Below are 19211 nucleotides of genomic sequence, written 5' to 3' on the forward strand. Positions count from 1 at the left end.
GGCCCTATGCCGCGGACACTTCCGTGCCCAGATCAATCTTTTTCATGTAGAAGTCAGCCAGTTCAGCCGCGTTTTGCGCCGGGAAGATGCGAACTCTTCCCACGCCACCGTGTAACGCTGACTGGCACGCTTCCATCTTTGGCAACATTCCACCCGTGATTACCGACGTCTGAATCAATGACTTGATGCCCTTCTGATCCAGGTGTCGAATGGGTAGACCCGTCGAATCCAGCACGCCCGCCACTTCCGTCAGGAAGATCAGCGTCTGTGCATGACACGCAACGGCGCAGGCCGCCGCCATCTGGTCGGCATTTACGTTGTAGTACTCGTTGTCCGTACCCAGCGCGATACTGGACACCACCGGAACGCCGCCGGCCTTCCAGATCGCATCCAGCCAGGTTGTATCCACGGCACAGATGTCACCAACGAACCCAAGATCCGGTCCGCCCTTACGCTTGCGCGCACGGAAAACCGGGCCATCTCCGCCCGACAATCCAATCGCATGGACGCCCGACTTCGTCAGCGCCGCAACCAGCGCCTTGTTCATGAAGCCCGCCAGCACCATCAGGGCAACATCGCGGGTTTCGGCATCGGTAATGCGCAGTCCATTCACGAACTCGCTCTGCTTGCCCAGCTTCTTCAGGGTCCGCGTCAGGGCATTGCCGCCACCATGGACTACCACCAACTGATGTCCGTCTTCGGCAAGGCTCTTAATCGCCCGTACGCACGCCTGTAGCGTCTCTTTGTTCTCGAGAGCAGCTCCGCCAATCTTCAATACCAGTCTCATTGCAGGCCCTCCCTTTCATCGAATCCGTACATTACATTCATGTTCTGCACTGCCTGTCCCGACGCCCCTTTCACCAGGTTGTCAATTGCCGAAAAGAGCGTTAATCGTCGGCCATCTTGCGCCAGCGCAAATCCCAGGTCGCAGTAGTTCGTCTTTACCGACCACGCGATCTCCGGAATCTTCGTCCCAAACACGCGAACAAACGGTGCATCCTTGTAGAACTCTTTCCAAACCTGCTCGATCTTCTCTACGTTCGCTGCCTCGCGCAGTTGCACGTAGATGGTTGAGAACATCCCGCGCGTGATCGGCAGCAGATGTGGCGTGAAGACCAGGTCGTCCGACTCGATCTTCAACTGCTCCAGGATCTCGCCCCGATGCCTGTGGCTCGTCGGGTTGTAGGCCCGGAAGTTGTCCGATACTTCTACGAAGTGCGTGTCTGCCTTCGGAGCCTTACCAGCCCCAGAGACGCCCGACTTCGAATCCGCAATTACGCCGGCCTCAACATCCACCAGTCCAGCAGCCACAAACGGAGCCAGCGCCAGGATGATCGTTGTCGGATAGCATCCCGGGTTCGCCACGAGTTGCGCATGAGCGATAGCGTCCTTGTGCAACTCGGGCAGGCCGTAAGCGGCGGACTCCGTCAACTTCTTAGCCGCATCTGCATCAGCGTCTTTGAATCCGTAAACCGCAACGTTTTGCGGACACTGCAACCGCCACGCGCCACTCAAGTCCACAACACGGAAACCCCGGCTGATTGCTTCCGGCACAAAGTCACGCGAGAACTCATGCGGCGTCGCCAGGAATAGCAGATCCACGCCCGCCTGGTGCGCCTTCGACCACGAGAACGGCTCCAGCGGCAGACTGCCCTTGCCGTTGAGTTGCGGATAAACGTCGCCAATCGTGCCGGTCTTCTCTGCTCCTTCGCGCACGAACAGCAGCGGCGTCTTCACCCGCGAATGCCGAAAAAGGATCTGCAGCAACTCATAACCGGTGTACCCGGTCGGTCCGATCACTGCGGTTTGTAACTGCGCTGACATCTCTACTCGATAATCTCCCGAATTCTTGACGCCACCTTGTGGCAGACCGCCTTCGAAGGCGTAATGATCAAAATCGTGTCGTCGCCGGCAATCGTTCCCACCAGCTCTTCCCAGTCCGACGAATCCAAACCCGCCGCCACTGGTTGCGCGCTGCCCGGCGTCGTCTTCAGTACCAACTGGTTCTCCGCCTCCCGTACATCCACCACGAATTCCCGCAGCAGGTGTTCCAGCGCCGGCATCGGAGCGCCCGCCCCGTCTTCCGCAGCCGGAAGCGCATAGCCGTTTACGGTTTTCACCAGTCCCAACTCACGCAGGTCACGCGAGAGCGTCGCCTGGTTCACATGGATTCCGCTTCTCCGCAGCAGCTTCCGCAGGTCTTCCTGCGTATAAATCGCCTCGTCTGCGATGAGGTCGGTAATCTTCTTGTGCCGTATCAGCTTGCTCATGCATAAACCTGCATAACAGTGCATAATTATGCAACGTTGAGCACGTAATAGTCAAGAAACAATTGCGAGAAGGAAATGTTGCGGTTGTACCACCAGAATTATTGCTGAGAGGAGTTCATGCGCTTCCACACCGCCACGAGCACCGTATACAAGGCGGCCCATACAAACAGCACGTACACCAGATGTTCCGCGATGGCAGCCATCTCCGACTCTGCCACCCAAACCAGGTGAGAGCGGTCGCGGATGACCTCCGTCGAACTCGAATAGCGGTAGCAGCTTTGCTCGTAGTAGCTGATCGAGAGGAATCCGGCGAAGATCGGCAGCACGATCCCCGCCGGAAACATTACCTGCATAAACCTTCGAAAACGGCCGCCGAACCTCAACGCTAGCTCCTGCACCAGCCTCCAGAGCAAAGCCACGACAATTGCCGACACCGCTGCCGCGATCACCCAGCTCAAGGGGAACCAGGCGTACAGGAATTCCCTATTGCTCATGCCCACGCCTCAGCACAGCTACCAGGACGGTAATCAGCCCGAGGAAGACCAGCAATGACACGAAAAGTGGCTCCATGACGTCTTCCACGTTCTCCATCACACGGAACGTTGCGCCCCATGCGTCGTCCGCTTTGTCGATGAGCTGCACGCACCGTCTTAGGGCGATCAGCAAGACCACCAACCCAAGCACACGTGTATAGAAGGCAGTCGCCGCCGGCAGCCCGATCAGACGGTTCAGCAGTTCAGTCAGCGGTTTCTGGAGAAAAGCGAATATGAGAATGGCCAGGCCCATGCACAGCACAACCTGCGCCAGGTTTTGCCAGATGAGGCTCATCAGAACCTCCAAACTCAATGGATACGCGGAGTCTTAACCAACGAGTTCGCACCTGCAACAACAAACCTTCGCCGCAGGCGGGCAAATTCCAAATTGGGAACAATGAAAAAGGGCGGCTCGTGGCCGCCCTCCGGAACAACGATCTTCTACCGCGAAACCGCCTGGAACAGGTCCGACTTCATCAACGCCTGGAACTTCGAGTCGTCGGTCTTGAACCGCAGCTTCAGTACGCCGCTGTCGGAATCCACCGTCGTGCTCTCCAAGGCCATCTTCTCGGCAGGTTCGGCGTTCATCTTACGAAATAGGATGCCCGCCTTGAGCACCGACGACAGCGTCGCAGCCGTCATCGCGTCGGATGTGACCACATCCAGGTTGAAGTTCACGCCCTGGTTGAAGTCCATGGTGTAGCGCGATCCGCGCACCCGCTTCTTCACTGACTCGTAATCCGCCAATTTCGAAGCGTCGCCCAGCGTTGAGCGCAGCAGGTTCTGAGTGCCGAGCGTATCCAGCACGCTCCAGACGGCTCCGTTATCCACCGACTGGATCAGGTCCCCAATCTCGCCATTGCTGTTCAGGCTCTCCGACTCGCCATCGCGAGCATCGAGCGCTGCCTTAATGGCGCTCTGTTCGCCGAACAGCATCGTGTAGTCGTCCAGGAACGACATCTGCACGCCGCCGTTCATCGGATAAAGGACGTTCGTACGATACTTGGTGCCCGTGATCTTCTTGGCTCTCATGCGGGCCAGCAGCTTCTTGGTCGGGAATTGACCCGCCGCCACGCCGATAATCTTCAGTCCGCCCTTCGGCACTCGAAACGACGCAAACGTCAACTGCTCGACGTCCATATCGGGGTTCACCCCAACGCCGCGTAGCGCCGCTTCAAAGTCCTTCAGGTTCTGCGGCAACACCTGGCCTTTAAGTGCAAGCGCCGTCGGAGAATTCCGTAATGCCCGGTAGTCAACCGAGATGATCTGCTGCACGTCCGACGGAATGGCATTGCGCGTCGATGTACCCAGCGCCGCACCGAAAGCTAAACCGCTGCCCAACACCGCCAGGCAGATTGCTGAAACTAAACGCCTCATGGCACCTCTTTAACGTGTCCTGCTGAATAGGATGTCAACTTTGGCTCACCGGTGGCATCAGCAGGAACTTCCATTCTACCCGCTCAGGAACGCTCCCGACCTCAGCAGTCCCACCTAGATCCGTAACGGAAGTACAAACCCGTGCACGTGCCGATTGTGTCGCTACCGGCCTATCTTCTGCACCTTAGAACGCGTCTCTTCTACGAACGTCGGATCCGCCATATCTTGCAGGTTGATCTCCACGTTATCCAGCGCGCCCGCGGTCGCGGCATCCGCCAGAGCCTGCGCCACCTTCAAGTCCGATGCCGCCCTCGGATTCGTTATCGGCCCCAGCTTCACCGCCCACTGCTTCACCTCGGCCGACTTCTGCGCCACCCCCAGCGGAACCAGCGTGGCCCGCTTCATAGCCGGCATGGTGACCGCATTCGGATCCGCCGAGTCCTTCGACGCTTTGAAGGCCTTCATCACGTCATCGAACGCCTTCGCGTCCTCGTCGATCGCCGCCTTTAACTCCTCACGCAACGTCGACAACCGTGCAATCGCCTCGCTCAACTGCGACTCGTATTGCAGATACGCCTTCTTACCCCGCGACATCGCCGCTACCATGTGCGCCAACCCCGCCGCCATCGCGCCCGAGGCAGCCGACGCGCTACCACCACCCGGCGTCGCCGTCGGAGCCGCCAGTTGCTCGATAAACGGCTCTACGCCGGCCCTCAATCCGCCGACAGCCATCTTGCCGCCCATCACCGCTGCCAACCGGTTCTCCAGGATCAGCGACGAGTCGAAGTTCTCCACCTGCAGGAACCACTCCGCCGCATCCTCGAGCGCCTTCTTCGGGATCAGCCCAACAATCTCGCTCGATACCGGCATCACGCCGTACCGTGCCGCTTCCCTCTTCACGTACTCGAACACCCGCGCAATCGGCGTCTGCTCGAAATCCGTCAGGTTCATCGATACCTGTGCCAGTCCGCGGACCGGAAACCCCGCGCCCTTCACGAACCGCAGTCCGCCATTCGAGAACCTCACCGCCTTCGCGACCTTCTTCGCGATGTCCACGTCCGTCGTGCTGAGAAACACGTTGTACGCAATCAGAAACTTTCTCGCGCCCACCACCGTCGCACCCGCCGTCGGATGTACCCTCGCCTCGCCCACATCCGGTTTCCGGGCCGGGTTCGTCGCAATCTCATCGCGGATGCCTTCAAACTGCCCGCGACGGATGTTCTCCAGATTTGTGCGCTCTGGCGACATCGCCGCCGCCTCGTAGTAGTAGATCGGAATCTGGTATCGCTTCCATATCTCCTGCCCCACGTACCGCGCAATCTGCACGCAATCCTCGAGTGACACACCGTCAATCGGGATAAACGGCACCACATCCGAAGCGCCCATTCTCGGATGCGCACCCTGGTGCTTCGTCAGATCGATCAACTCCGCGGCCTTGCCCACGCCGCGAATCGCCGCCTCGGCAATCGCATCCCGATCGCCCACAATTGTAATCACGCACCGGTTATGGTCGCTGTCCATCTCGCGATCGAGCAGGTAAACTCCGCCCACCTTCATTGCCTCGACAATGGCATCCACCTTCGCCTTATCGCGGCCTTCAGAAAAATTCGGTACACATTCAATAAGTGCCATGATGAAGTTCGCATCCAACCTGGACTTGCAGGTCCAAGGGTTTTCAAATTATCCAATTAAAAATTACCGAATTACGAAATTCATTTAAACCACGTATATCCAATCCGGAATTGCATCGTCGCATTGATTCCGGGGTTATGATCCGCCAGGCTCGCGTTCGAGATATGCGTCACGTGCACGGAAAAGTCCCACGCTCTCCTCGGCGACGTAAACCAGTAAATCCCGAATGCCCCGCCTGGAGTGAAGTTAAAGCTCGAGGTATCCGCCTGCGGGATATCCTGCTTGCTGATCAGCATCCCGCCTTCCGCCGCGAAGTACGGTACAACTTTTTTGTTGGCCGTCCAGTTCCACTTCAGCACCACCGGATTCATCGAAAACGCATAGATCCACTTCTGCGGACCCGAATCGTAGAACTCCGACTGGCGCACGTAATAGATGGGCATTACATCCGCCGCCCACTCGAACGTGCCGCGAAACTTGCCATCCCCGATCTCGTGCGTCAGCACTCGCCCGAAGCGTACGCCGGCGTTCACAAACTTAAACTCCGACGCCGCGCCCAACCCCGTGCCGCCGCCCACCCAGGGGCCGATCTCCCACACAGGCTTCTTCAGGGCGTGGCCATCCTGACCCACCACCATCACCGACGCGCACAACACGAACAGCACGAGCCAACGAGCTTTCATTCCAACCTCTTGTTTGGGTGCAACGAAAGAATGTATCAGGCAAGACAAGGCATAGGCGAGTGCTCACCCGGTTCCTGCATGGAAGGTTTGTAGCCTATTTACTTCGCGATCACCCCGGGATGAATCCCCTCACCCAGCACGAACGACGCTCCCACCGCGCCGACCACCGCTGCGTCCCTCGGCAATCCCAGGTCGTCGCGAAGCCGAAATACGGTATTAATCCCCGTGCAGTGTGCTCCGATAAAGTTCTGCACTCCGAGCGGCTTGAGTTTCTCCGCCGTCCAATCCACCTGCTGATCGGTAGCGGCAAACATGTGAAAGCCGCCAATCAGTGCGTGAATCGGCGTCCCCGGATAGCGTTTCTCAGCCGCCGTCGCTGTATTCACAATGCCAGCATGTCCGCACCCGGAGATCACCACCAAGCCCTTAGCCGTGTTGACCACGATCGCCTGGTCTTCCGGGATAATGTCGTCCACCAGTCCTTCCGCCGTTCGCATCTTCGCCCTGCCCGGATAGTTCTTTTCCGGATACTGACGTGGAATCGGCCCCGTTAGCCAAACCCCTGGAGCAAGTTCCGTAAAGCCATCGTGCTCCACGAAACGCCCGCCGCCCTTTTCGAACTCATCGCGGAGCAGCAACGTCGCATTCGACTCCTTCCCATCCCGCCCCGGCCTCGGATAGAAAATCCCCTTTCCCACATGCACCACCGACAAGGCCGCCGGATTCTTCTTTGCATACTCCCGACGCAGCGTCAGCAACCCGCCTGCGTGGTCGCCATGGTTATGCGTTAGGACCACTTCCTTCACATCGCTGAGATCGACCTTCATCTCCCGCGCGTTGATCGACACCGTATCCGGACGCGCGCCCGTATCGATCAGGATTCGACGCCCATCCGCTTCCAGCAGCGCCGCGAATCCCCACTCGCCAATCCCTTCGAAATCCGACAGCATGGTGGAAAGAATCGTCACCTTTAACGATTTCACCTGCGCCTTATCGGCCGTTGGCGTTTGTGCTGACAAAAGGGAGGAAAAGAGTAGGAGTGATGCAACGAGCTTCCACATAGGCGGACATTGTACCGAACCGAACTTGTTCTTAACGGATGATTGTCACAACAAAAAGAAGCCGCCCATCTATGAGCGGCTTCCGTGAACCAACGGAGCTATCCGAACAGCTTCCCCTTCAGCAGTTCCATGCCTTGAGACATCAGGTCGTTGCTTTGCGGCAACTGTCCATTTGGGGTCAACCGGTCCACCACTTGCGGCAGTAGCGACGCCAGGCTTGACTTCGCCTCTTCATGCGAGATGCCCGCCTCATTCGCCACGGCACTGACCTGTTCAGGCCCTAGCGCCTCCGAGACTTGTTCCGCGGAGATCGGCTTGTTCTGGCCGGTGCTGATCCACGACTGCACGATGTCGCCCATGCCTTTTTGCTGAAACGAATTCAGCAAGCCGCCCAAACCGCCTGGCTGGTTTTGGAGGACTTTCAGGATGATCGGCAGCAGGTTTCCCTGCCCGCCACCAAGGCCTTGAAGAATATTCCCGAGCATACCCATGCTGCACCTCAGTATTCAGGATTCCTGTGAGATGCACATCATGAGCCGCATTCGAAGGAATCGCAAACAGAAAAGCCGCCCATCTCTGAGCGGCTCATTTCTTATCGGAATCGCTAGCTGCTATCCCGCTACCTCTTCCAGTTCCTTGATATCCATATCGAAGTTCGACCACACGTGCTGCACGTCGTCCTGGTCATCCAAGGCTTCCAACAGACGCACCATCGTGTTCGCGGCCTGTCCTTCCAGCTTCACATAATTCTGCGGGACCATCGCAATCTCCGCGCTGTCGGGCGTGATACCGGCCTTCTTCACAGCCTCCAGCACCGCCTCGAATGCGCTCGGATCCGTCAGGACTTCCCAGCTTTCGCCATCGTCCTTCAGGTCTTCACCGCCGTTCTCCAGCACCAGGTTCATCAGGTCGTCTTCTTTCGCAGCCGACTTCGGAACCATGATGTCGCCCTTCTTGTGGAACATCCACGCCACGGCGCCCGCTTCGGCCATGTTGCCGCCGTTCTTGCTGAACGCGTGCCGGATTTCGCTGACCGTACGGTTGCGGTTGTCAGTGCTCAACTCCACCAGCACAGCCGCGCCGCCGGGACCGTAGCCCTCGAGCGTGAACTCCTCATACTGCACGCCAGGCAATTCGCCCGTTCCGCGCTGGATCGCGCGCTTGATGTTGTCCGCCGGCATGTTCTCGGCCTTCGCGTCGGCCACGGCCTTGCGTAGACGCGGATTCTTGTCCGGATCACCGCCGCCGTTCTTCGCGGCAATGGTGATTTCCTTGATCAGGCGCGTGAAGATCTTGCCGCGTTTCGCGTCCAACGCGCCCTTTTTATGCTTGATTGTGGCCCATTTTGAATGGCCAGACATAGTGCGACCTCGTTCCTGAGTATGAAGGGTGTTTGCCCTGCGAAGGCTGCCGCCGAGTTGCGTGCGCCCACACGTTTGCCCTCAAACTGCTAAGGGCGAGCTCAGATTATATCACCCGCTTCCAGCCGCAGAACATTGGAATCGTTGGACTTGTCCGCAAAAGCCACTAGCTAAGAGTTGTGGCATAAACTGCTACTCATGTCGTCGAACCATCCAAAGCCAACGAGCCTCCCAGCCCCTACCCGCGTCCACATGCCTGCCGGATACACACCGCCCGGCACGAAGATCGAATTTCTACCTTGGGAGTGGGCCGCCGAACGGCTTGAGCGCAGCCGCAACTACTGGGTTTGCACCACTCGTACCGACGGGCGACCGCACGCCGCTCCCGTCTGGGGACTCTGGCTCGACCAGGCCGTCATCTTCTCCACCGACCCGAATTCATTGAAGGCCCGCAACATCGACGCGCAACCTTCCATAACCGTTCACCTCGAAAGCGGAGACGAAGCCGTCATCGTCGAAGGAACGGCAGAAAGAATTCAGCTCAATCAGGAGATCGACGACGCCTATCACGCCAAATACAAGATCCGCCTGTCGACCTTCCCCAGTCCGGCGGCCGTCTACAAAATCACTCCTGCAAAAGTGATGGCCTGGCGAGAACAGGATTTCGTAAACAGCGCCACAAGATGGAAGTTCGAGTAAGTCAATGTGGCAGACATTCCTGTCTGTGCCGCCGCGCTGGGGCGATCAACGCTAATTCGCACGCCTCTCGAACTCCGCTGGTGTCATGATCCTTACGTTATGTCGCCCCTTCTTTGGCCGGAAGTGTTTCGCATTCCCGGTAATCAACGCATCGGCTAACCCGGCAACGGCAACTTCAAGGAATGGCAGGTCCGCTGCATCCGGCAGTGTCACATCGATCCAATGTCCGCTGCAATACTCCCCAAACTCTTCAACGAAAGCGAGAAATGCCTCCACCTCGGAGCTTGGCAGCCGAAACTTCGGCCTCCGCAGTACCTCTCGGTACTCGCCGAGGATTCGATCGTCGAACAATACCGTGAGGCTTCGCGAGAGGATCGAATCCACGACCCGCCTGGGATTTCCGCTCTCCGTTATCAACCCGGAGACGATCACGTTTGTATCTACGACGCACCTCATCGCGCTTTCCGCTGTGCACGTACGTCCCGGATTTCCTTTTCGATATCTTCCTCGCTCATCTTGTCCAGACCAAGCCCGGCGGCCCGGCGTCGCATGCGCGAGACGGCTAGCAACGCCCTTGCCTGCTTCACAGTTTGCAGGCTTTCTTCGAAATCATCTTCGTCCACTCGCACCATAAGTGCCACCGGTTTGCCATTCGCAGTGAGCACCAGGTCCTCTTTCTGGACCATCTCCTGCACTAGTCCCGGTCGATTCCGCAGATCCCGCGTGCTGATGAATTTCATAAGTGTAGCCCTTTCGTAGCCGATATGGACACAATATCGCTACACCGCCGCGCGGTCAATCGCCCTCTGGGCAGAAAATGTGGCACAGACATTCTGTGCCGCCGCGCCGTGGCGATGTTGCTGTAAGTATTCAGGCGACCGGCAAACTGGACTTCTTGCGCTTCCCTTTCCGTGCAAAAGTTCGTTCTCCTCCGTCCTTTAAAAAGCCTGGTCTGGATTTCGTACGGGATCTGCTTCAAAAATAGCGGCAATACGATGAATGCGATACCCGCAAAGGTGTACCAGACGTGTCCTGCGAAGTACCGATCCGCAGCCCACACCATTGCGACACCTGCTCCCACCATCCCAAATCGAACACACCATCCCTTCCATGTCAGCCGATACTCTCCACTAAACTCGCCCGCTCGGCGAAGCACGATCAGGAGTTTCAGAACCACGACGGCGATGATCGACAATGCGACAAGCCAATTGCTCATAGGGGCATAAAGATTCTAGCGTGGGGGACAACGGTATTTGCCCAGCACTGTATCCACGGCAATGATGGCCCACCATTCCCATTTCCGGAAAACCTTTGTCAAGTGGGTCTAACGCCCAAGTTCTTTGTAACTCGCTGATTTAATTCGGAAAATAAATTCTAGAAACTTGGCATGATGCCTCCAGCCAAATTGTTAGACTTAAATCAGGATAGAAAAAGGGCGGTCCCCAAACGGATCGCCCTTTTCGATTTCAGTGGAGGCTCAAAACCTAAATGCGAAGCGACTTAAAGCATCAGCCGTGCTAACTTCCCTGTTTGCACCACCTTACCGCCAAGTTCTTGAGCTACAGGAACTTAGCACAAAGTCCACAGCTAAACCCTTTGTTTTCACGATGCGCAGAAAAAATCATCGAGGGGGTAGCACAATCGGCTCGTTCCTCCGCTTGTACGCATACACCACTGCCAGCAGCGGCGCAGACAGCAGCACGCCCCAGAACCCCAGCACTAGCCCCATCGCGATCGGCACCACGATCGACGCCCACACCGGCACCTTCGCGGTGCGCTTCATGAAGTACGGCTGCAGTACAAACCCGTCGATTCCCGCGATGACTGCATATGCAATCAGCAGATACACCAGCCGCATCCAGTCGTAATCGCTCTCCAGCAGGCCCTCGATCCCCAGCGCCACCATCGGCGCCACTAGCGTCAGGGCGGCGCCCACGTTCGGCACATACTGAAAAAAGAACGCCAGGATCGCCCACAAGACCGCTCCCGGTACCCGTAGCGCCAGCAGCGCCACCAGCCACAATCCCGCCACGGCGGCCGAATCCTTCGTCTGGGCAATCAACCAGCGCTTCAGTGCCCCGCCCGTTATCTGTAAATGCTCTTGCGCCCGCATGATCCCAATTGGATGCCCAATCTTCTCCGCTCGCCAATTTTCTGTAAACTGCCCTTCACGACCGCCGTCAAAGTTCACAGCAGGAGAGAATGGCAGACTCCATGGTCAGCCTGGCGGCGATACCCAGCTTGCAGACTCAGGCGCTTACCGCCGAAGACTTCGACGAACTGGTCTTTCGGAACCAGAAGCGAATTCTCCGTCTGCTCATGTCCCTGCTGCGCGACGAGGACGCTGCCGACACACTCACTCAGGAATGTTTCCTGAGGGCGTACAAGAAGCGCGACAGCTTCCGCGGCGAGAGTTCGGTGGACACGTGGCTCTTCCGTATCGCCGTCAACCTTGCGCGCGACTATCAGCGCAATAAGCGCCATGGGTTCTGGAAGCGCCTGTTTGCGGATACGCGCGAGAACGAAGACGGCGAGCAGCAATCGGCCGCAGTCGAAACCGTGCCGGATATCCGGGCCACCGCCGAAACTCAGTTGCTCGCTCGCGAGGAAGTGCAGACGGTTTGGCGCACCGTCAAAAGGCTCTCGCAGAATCAGCGCGAAGTCTTCGTGCTCCGGTTCGCCGAAGACATGAGCCTGGAAGAGATCGCCGGCACGCTGGAGATGGAATTGGGAACCGTGAAGTCGCATTTGTCTCGGGCGCTCGCTACCGTCCGAACCAGACTGGAGGAACATCGCAGTGGAACACGATGACAAAAATCTACGGCAGGCGCTCGACGCATGGCGCGACTCGGCGCAAAGGGGAGCTGAGCGGCCAGAATGGTTCTGGGCACGCCAGCGCGCACGGGTGATGTCGGAAATTCGCAAGCCGCGCATCTCGACGCCGTACCTGGCGTGGGCGAGTTTGGCCGCCACTGTCGCGCTGGCACTGGGATTGTTGCTCCCCGGCCGTCCGCAGCAACCGGTTGTTCAGCAGCAGCTTCAGGTGGCGGAACAGCGGGGGCACGTCGAGATCTCCGATCACGACCTGATGGTCGCGCTCGAACGCACCATGAACTCCGGCGTGCCGGCATCGCTTGAACCCGCCACCTTGATCGCCCGGGACATGACACAAGCTCTGAACGAAAAAGATCAGTCGCAGAAAGCGAAGGAGAAGAACTATGAAGACTAAGTTGGGGATACTCGTGCTCGCACTCGTGTCCTCGTTGGGATGGGCACAACAGAATCCGGGGCCTAACACGCGTCCACTCGGACCTGGTGGGAACATGGACCGCAAGGTATTCGTCCAGCGTCATGAACTCGGCGCCTGGTGGAAGAACTCGAAGGTCGCCGAAAAACTCCAGCTCAGCGATAACCAGATCAAGCAACTCGAAGAAACCTTCTACCAGCACCGCTTGAAGCTGATCGACTATAGCGCCGAGATGGAAAAGGCCGACATGAAACTCCAGCAGATGCTGGACGGCGATACCGCCGACGATTCCTCGATCAACTCGCAAGTTGACCAGGTGCTCGCGGCACGCGGCAAAGTCGAGCGCGAGTTCACCATGATGAACCTCGACTTCCGAAAAATCCTCACGCCCGACCAGTGGAAGCAGCTACGTAGCATGCGCGGCGGAATGCAGGACCGCATCTTCTTCCGCCATACGCCCGGCCCTGGCATCGGCGGCCCTGCTGGCCCCGGTCCCGGACCAGGTCCACAGTCCGAGCTTTTTGATGACGACCTTCCTCCACTTCCGATCGAGGGTGGTACGTGCAGCGCCACCGAGAAGAACGGGATGAGAATCGTTCACTGCTCCGACAATGTGGAATTGCAATCCGATCTCGAGCACAAGCTCTAATTGCTGCGCACTCCAAAATGGGCCGGCCACGTGCCGGCCCTTATTCATTCCCGCAATCTCAGCAGCAATCCTCGGTTGCTCTGCTATCCTTGATGCATGAAGTTCGGCGTGATTCAGTTCCCCGGTTCCAACTGCGATCAGGACCCATTCTGGGTACTGGAAACCAAGGCCAAGCAGCAGGTTACCTACCTGTGGCATGAGTCGCACGATCTCGCGAATTGCGACGTGATCATCGTTCCGGGCGGCTTCTCGTACGGCGACTACCTGCGCACGGGCGCCATCGCGCGTTTTTCACCTGTGATGGAATCGGTGAAGAAGTTCGCCGACAATGGCGGCATCGTGCTGGGCATCTGCAATGGCTTCCAGATCCTCTGTGAATCGCACATGCTTCCGGGCGCGCTGATCCGGAACGCCGGACTGAAGTACATCTGCCGCTCTGTGTTCGTGCGCACCGAGAACAACGAAACGCCTTTCACCTCGAACCTGCGCAAAGGTGAAGTGCTCGAAATTCCGGTCGGTCACATGGAAGGCAACTACGTATGTGACCCCGATACCCTGAAACAACTCCAGGACCAGAACCGCATCGTCTTTCGGTACTCCACAAAGGACGGACAAGTCACTGAAACAGCCAACCCGAATGGCTCGGTGGACAACATTGCCGGCATCTGCAATGAAGGACGCAACGTGCTCGGCATGATGCCTCATCCCGAGCGCTCCAGCGAAACAGAGATGGGCTGCACCGACGGGTTCAGGATTTTCGAAGCTGTTCTTGGTTCTCTGGTAGCGAAGTAATTATTGAGAGCTGGATGCCTTCGGCAGCGGCCGTTTGTCATACACGATCCGCTGCTTCGCTTCCATAAGCGCATTCCGAATCGTTCGCTCGATAATCAATTCCTTGCCGTCCGGCGACAGTGACCAACGACTGGTCCACCCTGTCCCAGTGGCCACCTGGATACCGTACTTCCGGCGCTCCCTTGATTCGATTACCAGCGTGTCTCCCGCAAAGTGCGCGCGGGTCCACGTAGCCGTTTCGGAGTTGCTGCTGGTAACTCGCTCCTCGTTGTCGGGGGTCAGATCTACCCGGCTGGTTTCACCATCCTGGGTGAAATTGAAGGAAAGCCTCGATCCAATGTGACGAATTACATACTCGGCCGAATCCGGCGGGGGTTGCGGTCCAAAGTCACTTTTTTCCTTATCCAGCTTCCATATGCCAGAGAAATTAGGCGTCTGCGCATCTAACGAGATGGTTATGCATAACAGAACAGGAATTAGTACATACCAGGTTCTATATCGAAAGTTCATTGGACCATGACTGGCACAGGTGCAACTACCTGCGACATCTCGGCTAAATCATTCGTACCAAAGAGAATCTACTCGTGACGGAACCCAAGCACAAGTCACGCCGCTGGCAGCGGCTCCCCCTCGCGTTTCCCGTTTTTGTTCACAGCACGGGTCTCGATGGTCGTCCCATTCTCGAATTCGGTACCGCGGTGAATGTCAGCGCGGGCGGGATTCTTGTCGCCCTGAAGAAAGTTCCGGAAGAGAAGCACGTTTTGCTGGAGATGCCAGTTCCACCGGGCTTCCCTGCCGAGAACAGCTTCCGCACGATTGAAAGCACCATCGTGCGTACCGTCGCCGGTCCACAACATACCTACGTCGGGATGCAATTCAAAAGCCCGCTTCCGTGCTAAGGGGACTCTAGCCCTTAAACGCCTCTTTGTTCACAACAAACGGCATCTTCGAAATGTCTCCGTTGTAGTTCCCTTCGAGCACGTCCAGCAAACCTTGCGCACAGCGTCCGGCCATTCCTTTATCGGGATCTTCCGAAAGCCGAGTGATTTTCCCTGCGCTGGCAAAGTGGGAGAACAAACGACAGCGATCCTCGATTTCGGGGTCGCGAAGCGGTGAATCGGGCGGTAGCGGTTCCTTCTCAAAGACATCGAGCGCCGCACCGGCAATCAGGTTCTGCTTCAGGGCCTTAGCCAATGCAGCTTCGTCCACCACGGGACCGCGCGAGGTATTCACGAGGAACGCTGTAGGCTTCATCAACTTGAAGGCACGCTCATTGAAAAGGTGAAACGTGGGCATGTCGGTTTCGCCTTCACGCAGCAACGGCACGTGCACGCTAACGAAGTCGGCATGTCTCACTGCTTCTTCGAAGCTTGTGTACTTAATCCATGTTTTTTCGCGCTGCATTCCTCGCTGGTACCGCAGGTCCATTAAGTCCTGCACTGACTTCACGTACTCGTGATTCTGGTACGCGGGATCGAAGCAGCAGATGTTCATGTCGAAACCGGTGCACTTCTTGATCATCGCCAGCCCTATTCGCCCCGTGCCGATGACGGCGATAGTCTTCCCCGTGACTTCGTCTCCCAGAAACGGCAGGTACGGATGCCAGTAGCCCCACTGGTTATCGCGGACCAGGCGTTCGCTGCTCCAAAGCCGGCGGGCGAGAGCTCCCATGATGAAGAAGGCAAACTCCGCAGTGGCTTCGGTTAGGACATCCGGCGTGTGCGTGAACGGGATTCTGTAGCGGTTAGCGTCGGCGCGATTGATATTGTCGAATCCCACGGCAATCTGCGATACGACTTTGAGCTTGCCTTTGCCGGCTTCAAACAGTTCGGCATCGATGGGATCTCGCAGAGTGGTGATGAGACCGTCGATTCCCGACCGCACCTTTTCGAGGATCAAAGCCTTGGGTGGAGCTTCCGGTTTGGGATAAACCTCCAACTCGACTCCATGTTGACGAAGCTTGTTTTCCGCCGGTTCGCCGATGGAACACGTGGCAAAGACACGAAAGCGTTTCTCTGCTGCCATCCTCAGTCAGCCTCCGCTCGCAAGAGCAAACTGGAAAGTATATCGGAGAACTAAATGTGGCAGTTCTTCAGGCCGCGCTTCTCCAGATACTTCTGGTGGTACTCTTCCGCGCGGTAGAAGGTCTGCGCAGGCTCAATCGCCGTCACGATCTTCCCGGTGATCAACTGCTGCATCTCTTGCATGACCTTTTCCGCTGCCGCCTTCTGCTCGGGAGAGTGATAGAAAATCACGGAGCGGTACTGCGTGCCGTAGTCCGGTCCCTGGCGGTTCAACTGGGTAGGATCGTGAAGCTGAAAAAAGAGCCGAACCAGCTCCTCGTAACTTACTTTGGTGGGATCGAAGTCCAGTTCGACCACTTCGGCGTGGCCGGTTTCGTCGGTGCAAACATCTCTGTATGTGGGATTGACCATCTGGCCGCCTTCATAGCCGACTGCGGTCTGAGTTACTCCCGGAACTTCACCGAAACGGGTCTCGACGCCCCAGAAGCATCCTGCTCCAAAAGTAGCTTTCTCAGTCATCCATTCTTCTCCTCGTCCATATGATGCTGTATACGAACGTTCGTTCCAAAATGGGAAATCCGAAAATAAACAAGGCTCAATTCCCTGCCACAGGTTGCAGAATTGGCTTCATACAGATCGCCAGAACCTAAACGGGGGGTGGCCAAATGGTTCTCACAGCGCAGTCTTCCAGAGGATTCTTCTCAAGTCTTTGCGTGCCTTTCATGCTCCTGGTGTTGCTGTTCGTCGCGGTGGCGCCCACGATTTCACAGGATGCTCCTTTGAATCAGAGCGCTTCTGTTGAGGTCATCGGCGATACGCCACAGCAAACCATGCGGGCGCTCTTCGTGTATTTCATCGGGCAGGTTCTGGTGCTTTGGGCCATCATGTTTTCATACCTGACATTCAGCGCTAAAGTACACAAAGAGCGCCAGCCTCAAGTTTCCCATTGGTGGTCGCGTTTGCATTTGCGCCATTGAGGCGAGTTTTCCTCCCAAGACAACCGGCGCACGCCCGTGCGTACTAGTCACCAACGATGTCCCATTTCGGGAATGACCCACGATAATTACGCCTGCCTCCTCTTGAAGAGGAGGACAATGAAATCAGCAGGGCTCGTAGTCGGGACCTCAGGTCGAGGAGGTGAACCATGCTGGCCCGAACTTTCCTCTATCGCGAAATCACATCGCTTCTCATTACAGCCGGAATGATCATGCTGTTGCTTCTTCTTGTTGTGGTTCCGGCTCACTCTCAGGACATGGTGCCCGCTCCCGGATCGTTTGAACTCGTGCAGGAACCCTCAGCCCAGAGTCCCTCCACGGGGATGCTGGTTTTCCTGATTGCGCAATTTCTGTTTCTCGCAGTAGGCATGACTTCTTACCTCTGGTTTGAGGCAAAGAATCATCCCGTGGAGTATCACCAGCATTGGTGGGCCCACGTTCACCTACCCCATCACCGTTAATTCATCCGCGCTTCGGACGATAGATGTGCGTCGAGACGTTGTGGTATGCCTCGGCGACTTCCATGATCGTTTCCGACAGAGTGGGATGCGGGTGAATCGTTAACGACAGGTCGTCGACAACGGCCGACATCTCGACTGCGAGCACGCCTTCGGAGATCATTTCGCCTGCATTCGGCCCGCAGATACCGAGACCCAGAACGCGTTCCGTCTCCGGATCGATAACTAGCTTCGTCACACCCTCGATGCGATCGAGCGTAACCGCTCGGCCTGAGGCTGCCCATGGGAACCGCGAAACTTTGACCGGAATGTTTTTGGCCTGAGCTTCCGTCTCGGTCAGGCCGCACCACGCGATCTCGGGGTCGGTGAAAACGACGGCCGGAATCGCGCGCGGCTCAAACGTGGTCTTCTTGCCTGCGATGGCTTCCACCGCGACACGGCCTTCGTGCGATGCCTTGTGGGCAAGCATAGGCTCGCCGGCGATATCGCCGATGGCGAAGATGACAGGATCTTTCGTCCGGCGCTGAAGGTCGGTTTCAATGAAGCCGCGCTGCACCTTGGTGACGCGCGTCTTGTCGAGCCCTTCGATGTCGGTGTTCGGCTTGCGCCCGACCGAGATGAGCACCTTCTCAAACGTCTGCTCTGGCGCCGCGAGATTCGGTCCATCGAGCCGAACCTTGATACCGTCCGCGGTTTCCTTCATCTCAACCACTTTGGTATTGAGCATGATGGACGAGAACTTCTTCTCAAGCCGCTTGGCCAGTGGGTTCACCAAATCGCGATCAGCGCCGGTCAAAATCTGCGGCAACATTTCGACGACCGTGACCTTCGTCCCAAGCGCCGCATAGACGGTTCCCAGTTCCAGGCCGATGTATCCGCCGCCGATGACGAGGAGCGTCTTGGGAATATCGCGAAGTTCGAGCGCGGCAGTAGAGTCCATGATGCGCTGCGACGGCGGGACGCCGGGGATCATCGCGGGACGCGAGCCTGTCGCCAGAATAATGTTGTCGAACGACAGCTTCTGTTCGCCGCCTTCTGCCATCCGGACATTGAGCGTGTTGGAATTCACGAACCCGGCGCGTCCGCGGACATAGTTAACCTTGCGTTGCTTTGAAAGCTGCCCCAGACCACCGGTCAGCCGATTCACGACTGAGTTCTTGAAGTCGCGGAGCCGATTCAAATCAATATTCGGCTTGCTGAATTCCACGCCCCAGGCCTTCGCGTGCTCGGCTTCGTTGATGAGCGCGGCAACGTGCAACAGAGCTTTTGACGGAATGCAACCGACGTAGAGGCAGACGCCTCCTGGGTTAACGGCTTCGTCGATCAACGTCACCTGCATGCCGAGATCGGCTGCATAGAAGGCGGCGGCGTATCCGCCGGGGCCTCCACCCACCACTGCAATGTTCTTGCTCATGAGTGCTCGATTCTTC

General features: G+C 57.4%; 26 protein-coding genes. 8 read left to right on the top strand and 18 right to left on the bottom strand.

The window, feature by feature from the left end; translation table 11 throughout:
* Nucleotides 1-4 precede the first annotated feature (4 nt).
* The 11 genes from argB to VN577_02880 form a co-directional block, all read right to left on the bottom strand.
* Nucleotides 5-787 carry an acetylglutamate kinase gene (argB, locus tag VN577_02830; protein ID HWR13734.1) on the bottom strand — a complete coding sequence of 261 codons (783 nt, stop codon included), beginning with the start codon at nucleotides 785-787 and terminating at the stop codon, nucleotides 5-7.
* Nucleotides 784-1824, bottom strand: coding sequence for an N-acetyl-gamma-glutamyl-phosphate reductase (gene argC, locus VN577_02835; GenBank protein HWR13735.1), 1041 nt, complete (start codon nucleotides 1822-1824; stop codon nucleotides 784-786). Before argC ends, argB begins: the two co-directional genes overlap by 4 nt.
* Nucleotides 1825-1826: 2 nt before the next feature.
* Entirely contained in the window at nucleotides 1827-2270 is a 444-nt protein-coding gene (argR, locus tag VN577_02840; GenBank protein HWR13736.1) for an arginine repressor, read from the bottom strand.
* Between the two features lie 98 nt (nucleotides 2271-2368).
* Entirely contained in the window at nucleotides 2369-2764 is a 396-nt protein-coding gene (locus tag VN577_02845) for a hypothetical protein (protein ID HWR13737.1), read from the bottom strand.
* The gene (locus tag VN577_02850; GenBank protein ID HWR13738.1) at nucleotides 2754-3098 is read right to left on the bottom strand and encodes a hypothetical protein; all 345 of its coding nucleotides are present in this window, start codon (nucleotides 3096-3098) and stop codon (nucleotides 2754-2756) included. The genes VN577_02845 and VN577_02850 overlap by 11 nt, the downstream gene beginning before the upstream one ends.
* 146 nt (nucleotides 3099-3244) lie before the next feature.
* On the bottom strand, nucleotides 3245-4180 hold the full coding sequence (locus VN577_02855; GenBank protein HWR13739.1) for a hypothetical protein: 936 nt from the start codon (nucleotides 4178-4180) through the stop codon (nucleotides 3245-3247).
* Between the two features lie 162 nt (nucleotides 4181-4342).
* Complete coding sequence (gene ftcD, locus VN577_02860; protein HWR13740.1) at nucleotides 4343-5812, bottom strand: glutamate formimidoyltransferase; 1470 nt, start codon at nucleotides 5810-5812, stop codon at nucleotides 4343-4345.
* Nucleotides 5813-5892: 80 nt separating this feature from the next.
* Complete coding sequence (locus VN577_02865; protein HWR13741.1) at nucleotides 5893-6495, bottom strand: acyloxyacyl hydrolase; 603 nt, start codon at nucleotides 6493-6495, stop codon at nucleotides 5893-5895.
* Between the two features lie 98 nt (nucleotides 6496-6593).
* Nucleotides 6594-7478 carry an MBL fold metallo-hydrolase gene (locus tag VN577_02870; protein HWR13742.1) on the bottom strand — a complete coding sequence of 295 codons (885 nt, stop codon included), beginning with the start codon at nucleotides 7476-7478 and terminating at the stop codon, nucleotides 6594-6596.
* 176 nt (nucleotides 7479-7654) lie between these two features.
* The gene (locus tag VN577_02875) at nucleotides 7655-8041 is read right to left on the bottom strand and encodes a YidB family protein (GenBank protein ID HWR13743.1); all 387 of its coding nucleotides are present in this window, start codon (nucleotides 8039-8041) and stop codon (nucleotides 7655-7657) included.
* Nucleotides 8042-8167: 126 nt separating this feature from the next.
* Complete coding sequence (locus VN577_02880) at nucleotides 8168-8917, bottom strand: YebC/PmpR family DNA-binding transcriptional regulator (GenBank protein ID HWR13744.1); 750 nt, start codon at nucleotides 8915-8917, stop codon at nucleotides 8168-8170.
* A gap of 252 nt (nucleotides 8918-9169) precedes the next feature.
* On the opposite strand from VN577_02880, the gene VN577_02885 reads away from it, so the two are divergent.
* Nucleotides 9170-9616 carry a pyridoxamine 5'-phosphate oxidase family protein gene (locus VN577_02885; protein ID HWR13745.1) on the top strand — a complete coding sequence of 149 codons (447 nt, stop codon included), beginning with the start codon at nucleotides 9170-9172 and terminating at the stop codon, nucleotides 9614-9616.
* A 51-nt stretch (nucleotides 9617-9667) separates the two neighbouring features.
* Here VN577_02885 and VN577_02890 read toward each other — a convergent pair whose 3' ends face one another.
* The 3 genes from VN577_02890 to VN577_02900 form a co-directional block, all read right to left on the bottom strand.
* Nucleotides 9668-10072, bottom strand: a complete 405-nt coding sequence (locus VN577_02890) for a putative toxin-antitoxin system toxin component, PIN family (GenBank protein ID HWR13746.1) — start codon at nucleotides 10070-10072, stop codon at nucleotides 9668-9670.
* Nucleotides 10069-10356: a hypothetical protein gene (locus VN577_02895; GenBank protein ID HWR13747.1), complete on the bottom strand. Its 288-nt coding sequence runs from the start codon at nucleotides 10354-10356 to the stop codon at nucleotides 10069-10071. The genes VN577_02890 and VN577_02895 overlap by 4 nt, the downstream gene beginning before the upstream one ends.
* Nucleotides 10357-11237: 881 nt before the next feature.
* Entirely contained in the window at nucleotides 11238-11729 is a 492-nt protein-coding gene (locus tag VN577_02900; protein ID HWR13748.1) for an AI-2E family transporter, read from the bottom strand.
* 89 nt (nucleotides 11730-11818) lie between these two features.
* Here VN577_02900 and VN577_02905 point away from each other — a divergent pair, with 89 nt between their 5' ends.
* The 4 genes from VN577_02905 to purQ all read left to right on the top strand — a co-directional run bounded on the left by VN577_02905 (nucleotide 11819) and on the right by purQ (nucleotide 14304).
* Nucleotides 11819-12427, top strand: a complete 609-nt coding sequence (locus VN577_02905) for a sigma-70 family RNA polymerase sigma factor (GenBank protein ID HWR13749.1) — start codon at nucleotides 11819-11821, stop codon at nucleotides 12425-12427.
* On the top strand, nucleotides 12414-12845 hold the full coding sequence (locus tag VN577_02910) for a hypothetical protein (protein ID HWR13750.1): 432 nt from the start codon (nucleotides 12414-12416) through the stop codon (nucleotides 12843-12845). The genes VN577_02905 and VN577_02910 overlap by 14 nt, the downstream gene beginning before the upstream one ends.
* Nucleotides 12835-13512 (top strand): periplasmic heavy metal sensor, encoded by a 678-nt coding sequence (locus VN577_02915; protein HWR13751.1) that lies wholly within the window; start codon nucleotides 12835-12837, stop codon nucleotides 13510-13512. Before VN577_02910 ends, VN577_02915 begins: the two co-directional genes overlap by 11 nt.
* A gap of 108 nt (nucleotides 13513-13620) precedes the next feature.
* Nucleotides 13621-14304: a phosphoribosylformylglycinamidine synthase subunit PurQ gene (gene purQ / locus VN577_02920; GenBank protein ID HWR13752.1), complete on the top strand. Its 684-nt coding sequence runs from the start codon at nucleotides 13621-13623 to the stop codon at nucleotides 14302-14304.
* Here purQ and VN577_02925 read toward each other — a convergent pair whose 3' ends face one another.
* The gene (locus tag VN577_02925; protein ID HWR13753.1) at nucleotides 14305-14814 is read right to left on the bottom strand and encodes a hypothetical protein; all 510 of its coding nucleotides are present in this window, start codon (nucleotides 14812-14814) and stop codon (nucleotides 14305-14307) included.
* Between the two features lie 74 nt (nucleotides 14815-14888).
* On the opposite strand from VN577_02925, the gene VN577_02930 reads away from it, so the two are divergent.
* Nucleotides 14889-15203: a PilZ domain-containing protein gene (locus VN577_02930; GenBank protein HWR13754.1), complete on the top strand. Its 315-nt coding sequence runs from the start codon at nucleotides 14889-14891 to the stop codon at nucleotides 15201-15203.
* A 7-nt stretch (nucleotides 15204-15210) separates the two neighbouring features.
* Here VN577_02930 and VN577_02935 read toward each other — a convergent pair whose 3' ends face one another.
* Both VN577_02935 and msrA read right to left on the bottom strand, forming a co-directional pair.
* The gene (locus VN577_02935; protein ID HWR13755.1) at nucleotides 15211-16329 is read right to left on the bottom strand and encodes a D-glycerate dehydrogenase; all 1119 of its coding nucleotides are present in this window, start codon (nucleotides 16327-16329) and stop codon (nucleotides 15211-15213) included.
* Nucleotides 16330-16379: 50 nt separating this feature from the next.
* Entirely contained in the window at nucleotides 16380-16847 is a 468-nt protein-coding gene (gene msrA, locus VN577_02940) for a peptide-methionine (S)-S-oxide reductase MsrA (GenBank protein HWR13756.1), read from the bottom strand.
* Between the two features lie 203 nt (nucleotides 16848-17050).
* Here msrA and VN577_02945 point away from each other — a divergent pair, with 203 nt between their 5' ends.
* Both VN577_02945 and VN577_02950 read left to right on the top strand, forming a co-directional pair.
* Nucleotides 17051-17305 (top strand): hypothetical protein, encoded by a 255-nt coding sequence (locus VN577_02945; GenBank protein ID HWR13757.1) that lies wholly within the window; start codon nucleotides 17051-17053, stop codon nucleotides 17303-17305.
* Nucleotides 17306-17472: 167 nt separating this feature from the next.
* Entirely contained in the window at nucleotides 17473-17784 is a 312-nt protein-coding gene (locus VN577_02950) for a hypothetical protein (GenBank protein HWR13758.1), read from the top strand.
* A 1-nt stretch (nucleotide 17785) separates the two neighbouring features.
* Here the strand turns inward: VN577_02950 and lpdA are convergent, their stop codons facing one another.
* The gene (gene lpdA, locus VN577_02955) at nucleotides 17786-19195 is read right to left on the bottom strand and encodes a dihydrolipoyl dehydrogenase (protein ID HWR13759.1); all 1410 of its coding nucleotides are present in this window, start codon (nucleotides 19193-19195) and stop codon (nucleotides 17786-17788) included.
* Nucleotides 19196-19211: the final 16 nt, after the last annotated feature.

It is taken from the genome of Terriglobales bacterium (genome assembly GCA_035561515.1).
GTDB lineage: Bacteria > Acidobacteriota > Terriglobia > Terriglobales > Acidobacteriaceae > DATMXP01.